The 16,680-nt window shown below is 70.4% G+C and carries 14 protein-coding genes; 4 read left to right on the forward strand and 10 right to left on the reverse strand.

Annotation, left to right across the window (positions count from 1 at the left end):
- From SD37_RS31080 to nadD, 7 genes are all read right to left on the reverse strand, one after another.
- Positions 1-2,406 carry a ComEC/Rec2 family competence protein gene (locus SD37_RS31080; RefSeq protein ID WP_044855995.1) on the reverse strand — a complete coding sequence of 802 codons (2,406 nt, stop codon included), beginning with the start codon at positions 2,404-2,406 and terminating at the stop codon, positions 1-3.
- Entirely contained in the window at positions 2,403-3,125 is a 723-nt protein-coding gene (locus tag SD37_RS31085) for a ComEA family DNA-binding protein (RefSeq protein ID WP_044855994.1), read from the reverse strand. Before SD37_RS31085 ends, SD37_RS31080 begins: the two co-directional genes overlap by 4 nt.
- A 190-nt stretch (positions 3,126-3,315) precedes the next feature.
- Positions 3,316-4,170, reverse strand: coding sequence for a DegV family protein (locus SD37_RS31090; RefSeq protein ID WP_044855993.1), 855 nt, complete (start codon positions 4,168-4,170; stop codon positions 3,316-3,318).
- 10 nt (positions 4,171-4,180) lie between these two features.
- Positions 4,181-4,906 (reverse strand): diglucosylglycerate octanoyltransferase, encoded by a 726-nt coding sequence (gene octT, locus SD37_RS31095; protein WP_044855992.1) that lies wholly within the window; start codon positions 4,904-4,906, stop codon positions 4,181-4,183.
- Positions 4,907-4,909: 3 nt separating this feature from the next.
- Entirely contained in the window at positions 4,910-5,524 is a 615-nt protein-coding gene (locus SD37_RS31100; RefSeq protein WP_037310656.1) for a histidine phosphatase family protein, read from the reverse strand.
- On the reverse strand, positions 5,521-5,940 hold the full coding sequence (rsfS, locus tag SD37_RS31105; RefSeq protein ID WP_044855991.1) for a ribosome silencing factor: 420 nt from the start codon (positions 5,938-5,940) through the stop codon (positions 5,521-5,523). Before rsfS ends, SD37_RS31100 begins: the two co-directional genes overlap by 4 nt.
- Before the next feature lie 55 nt (positions 5,941-5,995).
- Positions 5,996-6,595 carry a nicotinate-nucleotide adenylyltransferase gene (nadD, locus tag SD37_RS31110; protein WP_081736408.1) on the reverse strand — a complete coding sequence of 200 codons (600 nt, stop codon included), beginning with the start codon at positions 6,593-6,595 and terminating at the stop codon, positions 5,996-5,998.
- A 161-nt stretch (positions 6,596-6,756) separates the two neighbouring features.
- Here nadD and SD37_RS31115 point away from each other — a divergent pair, with 161 nt between their 5' ends.
- The 3 genes from SD37_RS31115 (at position 6,757) to argS (ending at position 12,049) form a co-directional block, all read left to right on the forward strand.
- Positions 6,757-8,862, forward strand: a complete 2,106-nt coding sequence (locus SD37_RS31115; RefSeq protein WP_044855990.1) for a RecQ family ATP-dependent DNA helicase — start codon at positions 6,757-6,759, stop codon at positions 8,860-8,862.
- 103 nt (positions 8,863-8,965) lie between these two features.
- Positions 8,966-10,252: an MFS transporter gene (locus SD37_RS31120; RefSeq protein ID WP_044855989.1), complete on the forward strand. Its 1,287-nt coding sequence runs from the start codon at positions 8,966-8,968 to the stop codon at positions 10,250-10,252.
- A gap of 72 nt (positions 10,253-10,324) precedes the next feature.
- Complete coding sequence (argS, locus tag SD37_RS31125; protein ID WP_044855988.1) at positions 10,325-12,049, forward strand: arginine--tRNA ligase; 1,725 nt, start codon at positions 10,325-10,327, stop codon at positions 12,047-12,049.
- Here the strand turns inward: argS and SD37_RS31130 are convergent.
- Positions 12,044-13,318: an FAD-dependent oxidoreductase gene (locus tag SD37_RS31130; RefSeq protein WP_044855987.1), complete on the reverse strand. Its 1,275-nt coding sequence runs from the start codon at positions 13,316-13,318 to the stop codon at positions 12,044-12,046. The genes argS and SD37_RS31130 overlap by 6 nt on opposite strands.
- 89 nt (positions 13,319-13,407) lie before the next feature.
- Between SD37_RS31130 and SD37_RS31135 the strand changes: the two genes are divergently transcribed.
- A complete protein-coding gene (locus SD37_RS31135) occupies positions 13,408-14,043 on the forward strand; it encodes a TetR/AcrR family transcriptional regulator (protein WP_044855986.1) in 636 nt (211 codons plus the stop codon).
- 40 nt (positions 14,044-14,083) lie between these two features.
- Here the strand turns inward: SD37_RS31135 and proB are convergent, their stop codons facing one another.
- Both proB and obgE read right to left on the reverse strand, forming a co-directional pair.
- Positions 14,084-15,193, reverse strand: a complete 1,110-nt coding sequence (gene proB, locus SD37_RS31140; RefSeq protein WP_044855985.1) for a glutamate 5-kinase — start codon at positions 15,191-15,193, stop codon at positions 14,084-14,086.
- Positions 15,190-16,647: a GTPase ObgE gene (gene obgE, locus SD37_RS31145; RefSeq protein ID WP_044855984.1), complete on the reverse strand. Its 1,458-nt coding sequence runs from the start codon at positions 16,645-16,647 to the stop codon at positions 15,190-15,192. The genes proB and obgE overlap by 4 nt, the downstream gene beginning before the upstream one ends.
- Positions 16,648-16,680 lie beyond the last annotated feature (33 nt).

The raw sequence follows: 16,680 nt of genomic DNA on the forward strand, positions 1-16,680 counted from the left end.
TCAGGAACGAGGCGGGCCGCGGGGCTCACCCCGGCGCTGCAGGGCGAGGCCTCGCGCGTCGGTGACGACAGCGGTGTCGCCGTCCGTGTCCGTCCTGGCGATCGAGGCGCCGACGGCCGCCAGGTTGTCCAATGTGGACTTGTTGGGGTGGCCGTAGGGATTCCCGGCGCCGACGCTCACCAACGCGGCCCTCGGCGTGACGGCGTTGAGGAAATCCGGTGCCGTGTAACGGCTTCCGTGATGCGGCACCTTCAAGATCTCGGCACGCAGATCGATCCCTTCTGCCAGCAGGTCGGCCTGCGCGGCGAGTTCGACGTCGCCGGTCAGCAGCACCCGGCCCGCCGGTGTCCCGGCACGCAGGACGACCGAACCGTTGTTGATCACCGTGCCGTCCTGTTCGAGGACCGATCGCCGCGTGACGTACCGCGGCCCCAGCACGTCCAATGACAGCCCCGGCCACTCCAGCCGCTGCCCGATACTCAGCTCCAGCAAGGGAATCCCGCGGCGCGCGGTCTCCTTGGCGACCTGCTGCCACGCCCAGGCCGGCGCGCGGCCCGGGCCGACGGCGACCGCACCGACCGACCGGCCCTCGAAGACGGATTCGAGACCGCCGATGTGGTCGGCGTGCAGATGGCTCAGCACGATCAACGGCACCCGGTCCACGCCGAGCCTGCGCAGGCAATCGTCGACCGGCCCCGGTTCCGGCCCGGTGTCGACCAGGACCGCCCTCCCCGGCTCGGCCGTGGCGAGGACCACGGCATCACCTTGTCCGACGTCGCAGGCGACGGCGCTCCACGACGCCGGTGGCCACGTGGGAGCGAGCACCCGCACCGGCACGAAGACGAGGAGCCCGCCCGCCAAGACGATCGCCAGCAGGATCCTGGCGTGCCGCAGCCGGATGACGACGAGCAGCACGGCGAGCAGGCACGCCGCCAAGAGCCCGCCCCACCAGCCGCCCGGCCACTCCACGACCGCACCCGGCGCTCGGGCGCCGTGACGGGCCACGGTGATGAGCCAGCTCGCCTCGGGTTCGGCCAGGCGGACCAGCGACCTGCCCGCCGACGGCCACCACGGTCCGATGACGGTGGCCAGCACGCCGAACACGGTGGCCGGGGCGACCACCGGCGCGGCGAGCACATTGGTGACGATCGAGACGAGGCTGACCGAGCCCGCCATACCCGCGATGACCGGTGCCGTCATCACGAACGCGGCCACGGGGACGGCCAGTCCCTGGGCGTAGCCGGACGGCACCCCACGTCCGGCCAGCCACTCGGCCCACCGCGGAGCCAGCAGGACCAGCCCGGCCGTGGCCAGCACCGACAGCGCGAACCCGAAGTCGGCGGCCATCGCGGGATCGGCCACGACGAGCAGGGCCACCGCGAGGCCCAGCGCGGGCAGCGCCGAGCCCCGGCGTCCCAGCGCGAGCGCCAGCAAGCCGACCGCCCCCATCACCCCGGCACGGAGCACGCTGGGCGCGGGCCCGGCGAGGACCACGAACCCGGCGAGCCCCGCCGCGGCCACGGCGGCGGATGTCCGCGGCCCGATCCGGAGTGCCCTCAGCAGGAGAAGGATCGAGCCGCAGACGATCGCCACGTTCCCACCGCTCACGGCCATCAGATGGGACATGCCGGAGTCTGTGAACTCCCGCTCGACCCGCGGGGCCAATGCGCTGGTGTCCCCCACGACCAGTCCGGGCACTAGACCGGCCTGCTCCTCCGGGAGGACGGCGCACAGCTCCCGGAGCCCGGCGCGCAGCGTTTCCGCGGCTCGCTGCCACCAGGGCGCCTGCCCGAGGGCCGACGGCGGGCCCCGCACCGAGAGGACCGCGACCGTCAGTTCGGCCCCCTTGGCCGGGGCGAGCCGCCCGGAGGCGGTGACCTGCTGCCCGGGCAGCAGGTCCGTCCACCCCTCGGCGGGAGCGAGCAAGAGGATCCGGCCGTCCGAATCCACCGCTCGCTCCTCAGCCACCACGGCGTCCACCGTCGCGGCGATGACCACCAGGCGGGTGCCTGCCCGGCGATCGGCGTATCCGGCACCGCGGACCGGACGTGGCCGCTCGGTGACCACCACTCTCACGATGGCGTCGCTCCCCCGTGCGGCGGCGGCACGGAGGTCGTCCTGTTCGGCGGCCCTGATCCGCAACGCCACCGGACCGGCCGTGAGTACGCCCAGAACCGCGAGCGCACCCAGGCCCGCCACCCACCGGGACGCCGTCCGGTGGGCACGGACGCCGGCGATGATCGCGAGCACCGCGGCGGCGCCACCGCAGAGCATCGTGATCCACCAGCCGCCGAGCAGCCCGGAAAGAGTGCCGAGCCAGGCCGTCGCCGCGGCCGGTATCAGCCGCAGGTCCTGCCCTCGCCACGACGCGGTGTCCACTTCGGATGGATCGGCGGACGGGTTCATCCGACGGACACCAGTTCCCGGAGCTTCTTGAATTTACTTTCGCCGATCCCTTCTACTTCGCGGAGTTGCTCGACCGTGGTGAACCCACCGTGCCCGGACCGCCAGTCGACGACGCGTTTCGCCATCACCTCGCCGACCCCGGGCAGGGTGTCGAGTTGCTCGGCCGTGGCCGTGTTCAGGTCGAGCTTTCCGGGTGGTGTCCCGGGACCGGCCGCGGCCGGTCCCGGGACACCGACGGCCACTTGCTCGCCGTCGGTGAGCCGCCGGGCCAGGTTCAGCCCGGTCAGATCCGTTCCGGGCGATGCCCCACCGGCCGCCGTGAGGGCATCGGCGACCCGTGCGCCCGGAGGGATCGTGACCAGGCCGGGGTTGCGTACCCGGCCGACGACGCTGACCACCAGAGGCGCCTTGACCGCCGCGGCGGGGGCGTCTCCGGCGGCCTTGGCCGACGGCAGGGGCGGTGGGGGCTCCGCCCCTGGCCGGTGTCCGAACAGGGCGACCGCGCCGGTCACGATCACGGCCACCGCGATCAGCACGGCCGCCACGGCGAGCCACCGCCGTTTCACCGGGATCCCGTCCGCCGTGAACCGGGCGGGCACCCAGCGGCGTACGAGCCTGTCCGCGGGCAGGCCCTGGGTGGGTGGCGACAGCTGCGCTGCCAGCCACGCCAGCCTGGCGTTGGCGGAGGAGCCCGGTGGACGGGCGGTTCGGTCGAACACGTGAACGACGCTACGGAGCGGGGGTGGCGGGCGGGAAGGGGCGAATCCCGAGGCTGTGGACAAGTGGGGTGTTGTGGACAACCTGACCCCGGCCGAGACCGGATCGCCGGATTCCGTCGGTGCCGTATGGGATGCTGGCGGGTTTCGCTGATCGAGCCGGAAGGTCAGCGGGGCAAGACCTGGCGGGTGGTCAAGCCCGCTGACCCGCCCGCTGGATCACCACACCGAGCACACCGGGGCCGGTGTGGGCCCCGATGACGGCGCCGAGCTCCGACACCACACATCCCTCCGGACAGCTGATGGACTCCTCCAGCCGGTTGGCCAGTTCGACGGCGCGTTCCGGTGAGGCCAGGTGGTGGACGGCGATGTCGGCGCGGCCGCCGTCGGCCGCCTTCACGGCGAGTTCGACCAGCCGCGCCACCGCGCGGTTCATCGTCCGGACCTTTTCCAGCGGCTGGATTCTGCCTTCGGACATGTGGAGCACGGGTTTCACCGCGAGCGCCGTGCCGAGCAGGGCCGCCGCCGGGCCGATCCGCCCGCCGCGGCGCAGGTATTCGAGGGTCTCGACGGCGAACAGGGTCTCCGAGCGGCTCACCGCGTCGACCGCCGCCGCTTCCACCTCCACCGGATCGGCTCCGGCCGCGGCGGCGCTCGCCGCCCGCAGGGCCGCGAAGCCGAGCCCCATCGCGGTGCTGCGCGAATCGACCACGCGCACCCTGTCCGGCCCGACCTCCTGGGCCGCGAGCACCGCCGCCTCCCAGGTCCCGGACAGCTCACGGGACAGGTGGACCGACACGACGGCGTCCGCGCCCTCGGCCAGCGCGGCGCGGAACTCCTTGACGAATTCGGCGGGTGTCGGCCGGGACGTCGTCACCAAGCTGCGTTTACCGAGCGCTTCGGCCAAGGCGGCCGGACCCATTTCGACGCCGTCGAGGAAGACGACGCCGTCGACGAGCACATGCAGCGGGACCACCCGGATCCCATTCCGTTCGGCGAAGCCTTCCGGTAGATGGGCAGTGGAATCCGTGACTACGGCGACCGACACGCCAGCCAGCCTACGTTGCCGCGGGGCGCAGCACCGGAGCCATCAGTCGGGCCATCTCCGCGCCGACGGCGGCATGTCCTTCCCAGCCCCAGTGCATCCCGTCCGGATTCCCCCGGCCGCTCAGCACGTGGTCGCCGACGACGGCTTCGAGATCCAGCAGCGGGACGTCCGCGCGGCGCCCCCAGGCCGCGATGGCGGCGGCCGCACCGGCGCGGGCGGTGTGCACGCGCCCGTAGGCGGCGGACCGGTGGACGGACGGCAGGATGCCGAAGATCGGCAGCTCCGGCCGCAGCACCCGCAAGGCTCCGACAGCGGTGTCGAGGTACTGGACGGTCAGCTTCGCGGGCAAGACCACCGGGCGCCCTCGCAGGGCGATCGCGAGCCGGGGCTGCGCGGCCAGGTACGTCTTGCGCACGACCCGCCGCAGCGGGTCGGGCCGCAGATAACGCAGGCCGGTGCGCAGGTAGGTGGGCAACGGCGAGGGCAGGGTGTCCATGCTCCCGACGGCCAGCACGACGGCGTCGACGTGGTGGAGATCGGCCCAGACCCGCGGATCCCCGATCAGGGACCACCAGGCGTCACGGGCCGTCCAGCCGAACCCGGCGACGAGGTCCGCGCCACCGCCGAGCGCTTCGGCGGCGATGTTGGGCCACAGGCGCGCGTCGTCGGCCGCGAGGGGGCCGTCCGGGCCGTGGAAGCTGAGGGAATCGCCGAACACGAGCAGGCGCGGGGCCATGGGTCAGCCGGTGATTCCCGCGTTGTAGGCGGCCAGGCGCCAGTTCCCGTCGCGCCGGGTCAGCTCGACCCAGTGACAGTTCGCGATCCCGCCCAGCGCGGGCCAGGACGGCACCGGCAGACCGAGCAGCTTCGCGGTCAGCGCGATGATCAGGCCACCGTGCGTGGCCAGCAGCACGGTGTCACCGGCGTCGGCGTTGGGCCGGTCGAGATCCGCGACGACTTCCAGGGCGCGTGCGGCGACGTCCACCCGTGATTCGCCGCCGGGCGGCGCCCAGGTGGCGTCGACCCGCCAGTGGGCACGTTCGCCGGGGTAGGCCTCGTCGACCTGCTTGCCGGTGAAACCCTGCCATTCACCGAGGTGGGTTTCCCGAAGGCGCTTGTCGATCCGCAGCGGGACGCCGATGGCCTCCGTGAGCACGGTGGCCGTGTCGGTCGCGCGGCGCAGATCCGAGGCGATCACCAGGTCCGGGGAGAACCGGGCGAGCGCGGGGACGGCGAACCGGGCCTGGTTCCAGCCGACCGGCGTCAACGCGGAGTCCAGATGCCCCTGCATCCGGCCCGCCGCGTTGTAGTCGGTCTCGCCGTGGCGCCAGAGCACCAGCCGCCGCGGACTCACGAGGCGCCTTGCGCGTCGGCGGGGTCCTCCTCGGCTGGGTCACCGTCGGCCGGCACGGCCAGACCGGCGACCTCGATCCGCGGGCAGTCCTTCCAGAGCCGCTCGAGACCGTAGAAGGAGCGCTCCTCCTGGTGCTGGACGTGGATGACGACGTCGACGTAGTCCAGCAGGACCCAGCGGCCCTCGCGGGCGCCTTCCCGGCGGACCGGCTTGTGCCCGTTGAGGCGCAGCTGCTCCTCGACGTTGTCGACGATCGCGCCGACCTGGCGCTCGTTGGGCGCGGACGCGATGACGAAGGCGTCGGTGATCACCAGCTGGTCGGACACGTCCAGCACGACCACGTCGCTCGCCTTCTTGTCCGCCGCCGCATGGGCGGCCGCTACGGCCAGCTCTCGTGCCTCGGACGTGGCTGTCACAGTTCTCCTCAAACAGATGGCTTTACTCGCGGGTGCGCCCGACGAGGGTACCCGGTCACGCTCCACGGTCTTTGCGATAGAGGTCCTTTTTGGCGATGTAGCGCACCACACCGTCGGGGACGAGGTACCAGACGGGTTCCCCGCCCTCGACCCGTTCGCGGCAGGCGGTGGACGAGATCGCCATCGCGGTCACCTCGACCAGGCTCACCTTCCCGCTCGGCAGATGCTGCGAATTGAGCCGGTAACCCGGCCTGGTGACGCCGATGAAATGCGCGAGATCGAACAGCTCGTCGGCGTTGCGCCAGGTGAGGATCTGTTCGAGCGCGTCCGCGCCGGTGATGAAGAACAGCTGGTCGTCGGGATATTCCGCGCGCAGGTCGCGCAGGGTGTCGACGGTGTAGGTCTGCCCGACGCGATCGATGTCGACGCGGCTGACCGAGAAGACGGGGTTGGACGCCGTCGCGATCACCGTCATCAGGTACCGGTCCTCGGCCCGGGTGACCACCCGGTCGGACTTCTGCCACGGCTGACCGGTGGGCACGAAGATGACCTCGTCGAGCGCGAACCGTGACTGAACCTCGCTGGCCGCGACGAGGTGCCCGTGGTGCACGGGGTCGAAGGTGCCGCCCATGACCCCGATCCGGCGTGGTGACATGGGTCGTGAGCCTATACACCGCCACCGGCTCCCCGCTCGGGTCGCCGGACCCACCGACAGGTGGTGATCTAGGTCACATTACAGTCCGTTCCATGGATGAACGGTCCGTTCACGAGATGCCGATCGCGCCTTCGTCGGTGGCATGGGGTAGAGGTGGGGACGTGGACACATCGACTCTCCGGGAACGCGCCGAGACCCTCCTCCGGGCATTGGCGGGCGATGGCGCCCGGCTGCGCGACGACCAGTGGACGGCCATCGAGGCGCTGGTCGCCCACCGCCGTCGCGCGCTCGTTGTGCAGCGCACCGGCTGGGGAAAGTCGGCGGTGTACTTCTTGGCCACCGCTTTGCTGCGGGAACGCGGCGAGGGCCCGACGGTGATCATCTCGCCGCTGCTCGCGCTGATGCGCAACCAGATCTCCGCGGCGGCGCGGGCGGGGATCCACGCCGCGACGATGAACTCCGCGAACCCGCAGGAATGGGACCAGGTGCAGGCCGCGATCGCGGCCGGCGAGGTCGACGTCCTCCTGGTCAGCCCGGAACGGCTCAACAACCCCGACTTCCGCGACACCGTCCTGCCGAAACTGACCGCGAGCGCCGGTCTGCTCGTGGTCGACGAGGCGCACTGCATCTCGGACTGGGGCCACGACTTCCGGCCGGACTACCGGCGGCTGCGGACACTGCTGAAGGATCTGCCCGAGGGCGTGCCGGTGCTCGCCACCACCGCGACCGCGAACGACCGGGTGGCCACCGACGTCGCCGAGCAGCTGGGCATCGGCAACGGCGGCGGCACCCTCGTCCTGCGCGGTCCCCTGGACCGCGAAAGCCTCCACCTGTCGGTGGCCAAGCTGCCGACCTCGCAGGCCCGGCTCGCCTGGCTGGCCGAACACCTGGAGGAACTGCCGGGATCCGGGATCATCTACACGCTCACCGTCGCGGCCGCGCACGACGTCGCGGGCCTGCTGACCGAGCGCGGATACCCGGTCGCCGCCTACACCGGGAAGACCGATCCGGCGGACCGGCAGGCGGCCGAAGACGATCTGCTGAACAACAACGTCAAGGCGCTGGTGGCCACCTCGGCCCTGGGCATGGGCTTCGACAAGCCGGATCTGGGTTTCGTCGTCCACCTCGGCGCCCCGTCCTCGCCGATCGCGTACTACCAGCAGGTCGGCCGTGCCGGACGTGGCGTCGACCGCGCCGAAGTGATCCTGCTGCCCGGTCACGAGGACAAGGACATCTGGGCGTACTTCGGCTCGCTGGCGTTCCCGGACGAACTGCGGGTGACCCAGGTCCTCAACGCGCTGGCGTACGCGGACCGTCCACTGTCGACACCCGCGCTCGAACCGAACGTCGAGCTGTCCCGGTCGCGGCTGGAGATGGTCCTCAAGGTGCTGGACGTCGACGGCGCCGTCCGCCGGGTGAAGGGCGGCTGGGAAGGCACCGGCGAAGAGTGGACCTACGACAGGGAACGCTACGCCCGGGTGAGCGCGGCGCGGACCAACGAACAGAACGCGATGCTCGCCTATCTCGAAACCACCGGCTGCCGGATGGAATACCTGCGAAAGCAGCTGGACGACCCCGAAGCGACACCCTGCGGGCGCTGTGACAACTGCACCGGGAAGCATTGGGACACCACGGTTTCCGATGACGTCGTCGATGCCACCCGCCAGCGTCTGCGCCGCCCCGGGGTCGAGGTCGCGCCCCGGAAGATGTGGCCGACCGGGATGGCGGGGCTGGAAGTCCCGCTCTCCGGACGGCTGCCGGCCGGTGAGCAGGCGGAAACCGGCCAGGTCGTCGGCCGGGTGACCGACGTCGGCTGGGGTACGCGGCTGCGCGAACTCGTCGGCCCGTCGGCCACCGACGCGGAGCTTCCCGATCCGGTCTTCCAGGCCTGTATCGAAGTTCTCAAGGGCTGGCAGTGGGCGGAACGCCCGGTCGCGGTCGTGGAGATCCCGTCGGCCACTCGTCCCCAGCTGGTCCACAGTCTGGCGACCAAGCTGGCCTCGATCGGACGGCTGGAGTATCTCGGCACCCTCGCCTCGGCGGGGCCGCCCCCGCGCCAGGCGAACAGCGCGCAGCGGCTGGCCGATCTGTGGAAGCGGCTCAGCCTTCCCGACGACCTCGCGGCCGGGGTCGCCGCGGCCGAGGGCCCGATCCTTCTGGTCGACGATCTGATCGACACCGGCTGGACCATGACGCTGTCGGCGCGCCTGCTGCGCCAGGCCGGGGCCCGCGCCGTTCTGCCGTTCGCTCTCGCCAGCACCTCGTGACGCAGAAACGCTGAGCCGGAACCGATCCCGGCATGCGACAGGTTCTTTCCCCAACGCAAACTTTCTGGCAAGGTTCCGCCCACGCGCGAGTACGGAGGTGCCGATGGCGGACTCAACGACGGAACGGCTCGGACACCGGCTCCCGGTACGCAAGCTGTTCGCCGCCAGTGTCGGGAACGCGCTGGAGTGGTTCGACTGGACCATTTACGCCACGTTCAGCATCTACTTCGCGAGTGAGTTCTTCCCGAAGGGCAACGAAGCCCTCGCGTTGATCAACACCTTCGCCACGTACGCGCTGGCGTTCTTCTTCCGGCCGCTGGGCGGGATGTTGCTCGGCCGCTTCGCCGACGTCAAGGGCCGCAAGCCCGCGATGCTCCTGACCATCGTGCTGATGGCGGGCGGTTCGGTGGCCATCGGCCTCCTGCCGACCTTCGCCCAGGTCGGCTGGCTGGCGCCGATCCTGTTGCTGCTGGCCAGGGTGGCGCAGGGACTGTCACTCGGCGGCGAGGTCTCCAACGCTTCGGCGTACCTGGGTGAGATCGCGCCGCCGACCCGGCGAGGGCGGTATTCCGCCTTCTTCTACATCTCCACCGGTTCGGCCGTCCTGCTCGCCTCGGTCCTCGGGTTCGTGCTCGCGCGGACGATGTCCAAAGCGGACTTGACGGCGTACGGCTGGCGGATCCCGTTCCTGCTCGGCGGTGTTCTCGGCATCATCGGCCTGTGGCTGCGGCGCAGTCTCGCCGAGACCGAGATCTTCGAAGAGCGGAAGTCGACGGCACCTCGCGTCGAGCGGCCACTGCGCACCACCCTTCGCGAACACCCCCGCGCCGTCGTTCAGCTCGTGGGTTTCTCGATGCTCTCGACCCTTTGCTACTACACCTTCTTCAGCGCCTTGACCTCGTTCGCGGTCAAGACCCGCAAGGCCGACGATGTCGACGTCTTCCTCGCCCTGTCGATCGCGACGGCGTTGTTCGTCGCCCTGCAATATCCGATGGGCGCCCTGTCGGATCGCTTCGGCCGCAAGCCCCAACTGCTCGTCTGGGCGGCGGCGACCGCGATCCTCATCGTTCCACTGTCCACTTTGGTCCGGCCGGGACTGCCGGGGCTGCTGGTCGTGTTCTGCGTGGGGCTCTGCCTGTACACCGCGATGACGTCGATCGCGCCCGCGATCATGAGTGAGCTGTTCCCCACCGAACTGCGCGGACTGGGCATCGGCGCCTGGTACAACCTGACCGTCGCGTTGTTCGGCGGCACCGCTCCCCTGGTCCTCACCGCGCTGTCGGACGCCGGACTGTCGACACTGTTCTTCTGGTACGTGGCGGCCGGAGCGGCGATTGCGTTCTTCGTCATCCGGACCCTCCCGGAGACCAAGGGCAGCGACCTGCGCTGAAAACTCCGTCGCCGAAGGCGGGGCGAGGTGGCTACCCTCGCGCTTCTACGACGAGCGCGAAGGAGGGGCACCGTGTTGTTCGGCGATGTGAGCGAGGAATTGTCGCGACGCGTGGTGGAAGCCCTTCGCCACGTCACCGACATCGAGCCGGCGGCCGCCCTGGTGCGGGCCTCCTCGCGGAGCGGGGTCGACTACCAGTGCGATCTCGCGATGAGCCTGGGCAAACGGCTCGGTAAGGCACCCAGGGAGATCGCCGCCGCCATCGCGGCACGGCTCGACGTCGCCGATCTCGCCGAACCACCGGAGATCGCGGGACCGGGTTTCCTCAATTTCACGCTGCGCGAGTCGTGGCTGGAAGACCGGACGACCGCGCTCGACGGCGATCCCCGGCTGGGCGCCGCCACGACACCGCGTCCGCGGCGGATCGCGATCGACTACAGCAGCCCGAACGTGGCGAAGGAAATGCACGTCGGGAATCTCCGCGCGACCATCATCGGCGACGCCATCGCCCGGCTGCTGCGGTTCTCCGGGCACGAGGTCGTCCCGCACAACCATCTCGGCGATTGGGGGACCCCGTTCGGCATGCTCATCGAGCACCTGCTCGACGAACGCCCGTCGGGACCTCACGCGATCAGCGATCTCAACGGCTTCTATCAGGCGGCCAGGGCGAAGTTCGATACCGACGAGGACTTCGCCACCCGGTCACGGGAGCGAGTGGTGCGGCTGCAGAGTGGCGACGAGGCGACCTTGACGCTCTGGCGGCGTCTGGTCGACGAGTCGACACGGCATTTCGCTCAGGTCTACGACCTTCTCGGGATCGACCTGTCGAGCGACGACGTCTACGGCGAGAGCTTCTACAACCCGTTTCTCGCCGCTGTCGTGGACGATCTGACCGCCGCCGGGCTGGCCGAGATCAGCGACGGCGCCGTCTGCGTCTTCCCTGACGGCTTCCGTAACCGGGAAGGCGAGCCGCTGCCGCTCATCGTGCGCAAACGGGACGGCGGCTACGGCTACGCGGCCACCGACCTCGCGACCGTGCGCTACTGGACCGAGGAGCGCGGCGTCACCGACCTGCTCTACGTCGTCGGAGCACCCCAAGCGCAGCACTTCGCGATGGTGTTCGCCGTCTGCCGGGCCGCCGGCTGGCTCCGCGAGGAGCATCGGGCCGAACACATCGGCTTCGGCACGGTGCTCGGGGAAGACGGCCGCGCCATGAAGACCCGCTCAGGTGAGTCGGTCCGTCTTTCCGATCTGCTCACCGAAGCCGTTTCCCAGGCCGCCGCGGTGATCGAGGGCCGGGGCGACCTCTCCCCCGAGGTCAGGGAAGAGGTCGCCAGGGCGATCGGGATCGGCGCGATCAAGTACGCCGATCTTTCCGGCGATCGCGAGCGTGACTACGTCTTCTCCTGGGAACGGATGCTCTCCAAGAACGGGAACACCTCGGTCTACCTGCAGTACGCCAACGCCCGGATCCGTTCCGTGCTGGCGAAGGCGGACCAGGATCTCACCGGTGCGCGGGTCCGGCTCGGTCATCCCGCCGAACGGGCACTGGCCCTCGCCCTGATCCGGTTCCCCGAAGCCGTCGGCGCGGCGGCCTCGGGACATCACCCCCACAAACTGTGCGCCTACCTCTACGAAACCGCGGTCGTGTTCTCGCGGTTCTACGAACAGTGCCCGGTGCTGGACGCCGAGGGTCCCGGCGTCCGCGACTCCCGGTTGTTGCTGGCCGGTCTCACGTCGAAGACGCTGACGCTGGGCTTGTCCCTGCTCGGCATCCCCAGTCCTGACCGGCTATGAGTCGCCGTGGTCACTGAAGACCTTGCGCTTCAACGGGGGAACGGCCTGGAAGAAGCGGAACATCCCGCGCGCCATGGTGCGGCCCGCCCGGTTCTCCGACACGAACTGGCGCGCGCTGCGCTCCGAGTCACGCACCGCCGCGAAACCGTAGTCCCGCATCCGCTGCTCGTAGTCGGCGACCGCGGCGCGCACGGCACCGGTCCGCTGTGCCGCGACGAGGTTGCGGCACAGCAGTTGCGCGTCGCGGAGCGCGGTGTTCGCACCGATGCCGCGGAACGGTGTCATGCTGTGGATCGCGTCCCCGAGCAGGGTGATGTTGCTCGTGGGCCACGGCGCGACGGGTTTCGACGTGAGGATCGGCAGCCGGGACACCGTGCCCGCGGGTGAGCCGGCGACCAGCTCTTTGAACGCGGGGTCCCAGCCGTCGATCAGGTCCAGCACGAGAGACCGCAGCGCTTCACCGTCCCTTGTGGACAGATCGTCCGGATAGCGGCGATTGTCCGCCGCGAACGCCCACATGACGTAACTCGAGGTGTTGTCGAACAGGACGGGGTCGTACCCGGCGGTCTCGTCGTTGACCGACACGGCGCCGCTCAACTCGTGCGGTGCGCTGAACAGTCCCGCGCCGGTCCGGGGCATCACCATGGCCGGGCCGTCGGTGAGCCGCGCAGGCAACCGCTTGCGCGCCTCCTCGGTCAGCGGATGCTTGCCCGCGATCGCGATGATCCCGGTGTCGACGCGGGCGGCTTCGGGCAGGAACTGCTTGCGCACCCGCGAATTGGCCCCATCGGCACCGATGACGAGGTCGGCCTCGGCCGTGCTCCCGTCGGCGAACTCGCAGACGACCACTTCGCCCTCGCGGCGGTACCCGACGAATTCCTTGTCGTGCCGCAGGACTCCGTCGAGTCCGTCGGACAGCACCTGGTGCAGGCTGATCCGGCTGACCGAATGGTGGCTCGACGCGGGGTCCGGGCTCCAGGTCAGCTCGCTGTCGATCACCATCAGCTCGTTCAGCCGCTCGGTCAGGAACGTGAACGCCCCGTTCGTCGTGCCGGTGGTGGCCAGGAACCGTTCCCAGAGCCCGGAGGGCAGGCATTCGTGCAGCGCGGCCGAGCCGTGCGGGTTGATGTGGACGCGATAGCCCTGCAGCCGTTCGGTGCGGGTGCGGCTGCGCTCGTAGACGGACACGTCGATCCCCGCCTTGCGCAACCCATGCGCCAGGCAGAGCCCGCCCGTCCCGCCACCGATGATCGCGATTCTCGTGGTCATGCGCTCTCCTCTCTCCGCGGTCCACTATCAACCAAAGGGATAATAAAGTCAACCAGACGTTTGAAAGAGTCAGCGACTAAGGTGAACGCATGTCCGACGCCGCCCCGCGCAGTCCCCGTCGCGCTCCTGTCGAGCGCCAGCGCGATCCCGAACGCACCAAAGCGCTACTCCTGGAGGCGGCGAAGGCCGAGTTCGGCGCGAAGGGCTACGCCGCCGCGCGCGTCAGCGAGATCGCCGCGAAGGCAGGCGTGAACAAGCAGCTGATCTCGTACTACTTCGGCGGCAAGGAAGGGCTGTACAACGCGCTGACCGCGACGATGTACGACGACTACGTCGCGGCCTCCGAGCACGACAGACCGTTCGCGGAGGTCGTCCGGTTCTTCGTCCAGTCGGGGATCCGGGACCACGATCTCGCCAAGCTGTTCCTCTGGGAGAACCTGACCGACGGCGCCCCCGACGCGATCGGCGTCGAAGGCCAGCGGGACTTCCTCCAGCGACAGGTGGAGTACGTCCGGGCGCGTCAGGCCGCGGGTGATTTCCCGGAGGACCTCGACCCGGCGTTCCTGCTGGTGATCTTCATGGCCGCGTCCAGCGCGGCCTTGGCGCTCCCCCGCGTGGTGCGCGCGGTCTCAGGCCAGGACCCGAACTCACCCGAGTTCGCCGACGCCTACGGTGATCAGCTCGCGCTGCTCATCGGGCACCTCGCCGATCCGAAGAAGCGATAGCAAAGGTCCCCCGCTACCTCCTCGAGGGAGGCTCGGTGCTTTAGCGGCTGAGGGGGACGAGGTCGTCGGCGTGGACGACCTCGCGCCGCTGCTCGGCGGGCAGGTCGTGACTGGAGCGGCCGATGAGGTCGGGCAGTTCGCCCGCGTCGAAGGCGACGACGCCCCGCGCCACGGTGCGCTGCCGCAGATCCACCAGGTCGACGACGTCGCCCGCCTGGAAGTCGCCGTCGACGCCGGTGATCCCGGCGGCCAGCAGGGAACGGCGGCGCCGGACGACGGCCGTGACCGCACCGTCGTCGAGGTGCAGTTTCCCGGACGCGCCCGCGGCGTAGCCCAGCCAGAACCGGCGGGCCGACAGCCGGGAGTCCGCGGCGGCGAAGGCCGTGCCGACCTCGGCGGTGGTGAGGGCGCGTGCGGCCTCGGAGGCGGCGGCGAGCAGGACCGGGATGCCGGCGCCGGCGGCGGTACGGGCCGCGGCGAGCTTCGAGACCATGCCGCCGGTACCGAGCCCGGAGCTCGACATGCCGACGGTGATCCCGTCCACATCGGACTCGTCCGCGACTTCGGCGATCTTGCGAGTCGCGCCGTCACGGGGATCCCCGTCGTACAGACCGTCCACATCGGACAGCAGGATGAGCCCGTCGGCGCCGATCAGGTGCGCCACGAGGGCGGCGAGCCGGTCGTTGTCGCCGAAGCGGATCTCTTCGGTGGCCACGGTGTCGTTCTCGTTGACCACGGGCACCGCACCGAGGGCCAGCAGACGGGTGAAGGTGTTCTGCGCGTTGCGGTAGTGCGAGCGTCGGACGACGTCGTCCGACGTCAGCAGAACCTGGCCCACAGTCAGGGAAAACCGGCCGAACGACTCGGCGTAGGCGTGGGCCAGCGCGAGCTGCCCGACGCTGGCCGCGGCCTGCTGGGTGGCGAGGTCGCGCGGTCGCTTGCCGAGGGAGAGCGGCGCGAGTCCCGCGCCGATCGCCCCCGAGGACACCAGCACGATCTGGGTGCCGCGGGAGACCCGGCCGGCGATCGCGTCGACCAGCGCGTCCAGCCTGGCCACGTCGAGGCCGTCACCGGCGGTGGTCAGCGCGGAGGAACCGACCTTGACGACCACCCGTTTCGCGGAGGCGAGTGCCTCACGGGTCGAACTCACTCGTCGTCCATCTCGTCTTCGACACCGTCCGGGCCGTCACGGCGGACGCGGCGGGCTTCCTTGCGTTCGGCGGCGCCGATCCGGTTGTTGTTCTCCAGCCGCACGTCCGTACCCCGGCCCGACATGTGCACCGCGACCCCGGCCGGGGTCGACGGCTCCCATTCGAACTGGACGTCGCCGATGGTGACCGGGCTGCCGGGGACGGCGCCCTTCTTGGCCAGTGCCTCTTCGACACCGAGGCGCTGCAACCGGTCCGCGAGGTAGCCGACGGCCTCGTCGTTGCCGAAGCTCGTCTGGCGGATCCACCGTTCCGGACGGACACCGCGCACGATGAAGGCGCCTTCCTCGTCCGGATCGTGCTCGACGGTGAAGCCCGCGTCGTTGACGGCCATCGGCCGCAGCACGACCTTCTCCGGCTCCGGTTCCGGCTGCTCGGAGCGGTACTTCTCGACCACGGCGGCGAGCGCGTAGGTCAGTTCCTTCAGCCCCTGCCGCGTCGCCGTGGAGATCTCGAACACGCTGAGCCCGCGGGCTTCCAGCTCCGGGCGCACGAACTCGGCGAGTTCGGCGGCGTCCGGGACGTCGATCTTGTTGAGCACCACCACACGCGGCCGGTCGGCGAGGTCACCGCCGAGGCTCGGGGTGTAGCGGGCGAGTTCCTCTTCGAGGGCGTCCATATCGGACACCGGGTCGCGGCCGGGTTCGAAGGTGGCGCAGTCGATGACGTGCACCAGCACCGCGCAACGCTCGATGTGGCGGAGGAAGTCGAGGCCAAGGCCCTTGCCCTCGCTGGCGCCGGGGATCAGGCCGGGGACGTCGGCCATGGTGAACACGGTCGATCCGGCGGTGATCACGCCGAGGTTCGGCACGAGGGTGGTGAACGGGTAGTCGGCGATCTTCGGCTTGGCCGCGGACAGCACCGAGATCAGCGACGACTTGCCCGCGGACGGGAAGCCGAGCAGGCCGACGTCGGCGACGGAACGCAGCTCCAGGACGAGGTCGCGGCTCTCCCCCGGCTCGCCCAGCAGGGCGAACCCGGGTGCCTTGCGGGTGCTGGAGGCCAGCGACGCGTTCCCGAGGCCCCCACGGCCGCCCTGAGCGGCGATGAAGGTGGTGCCCGGGCCGACGAGGTCGGCCAGGATCTCGCCGTCCTCGGTCATCACGACAGTGCCGGACGGGACGCGCATTTCCAGCGTTTCCCCCGCCGCGCCGGACCGGTTACCGCCCTGGCCCATCTTGCCGTTGCCCGCCCGGGCATGCGGGCGGAAGTGGAAGTCGAGCAGGGTGTGGACGTTCGGGTCGACGATCAGCAGCACGTCGCCACCGTTGCCGCCGTTGCCGCCGTCCGGGCCGCCGAGGGGTTTGAACTTCTCGCGGTGCACCGAGGCGCAGCCGTTCCCACCGTCGCCGGCGGTCAGATGGATCACCGCGCGGTCCACGAAACGGGACGCCATGACTTGCCTCTATTCACTCGCGAAAGACAGGGC

The organism is Amycolatopsis orientalis, assembly GCF_000943515.2.
In the GTDB taxonomy this organism is placed as follows: Bacteria; Actinomycetota; Actinomycetes; order Mycobacteriales; family Pseudonocardiaceae; genus Amycolatopsis; species Amycolatopsis orientalis.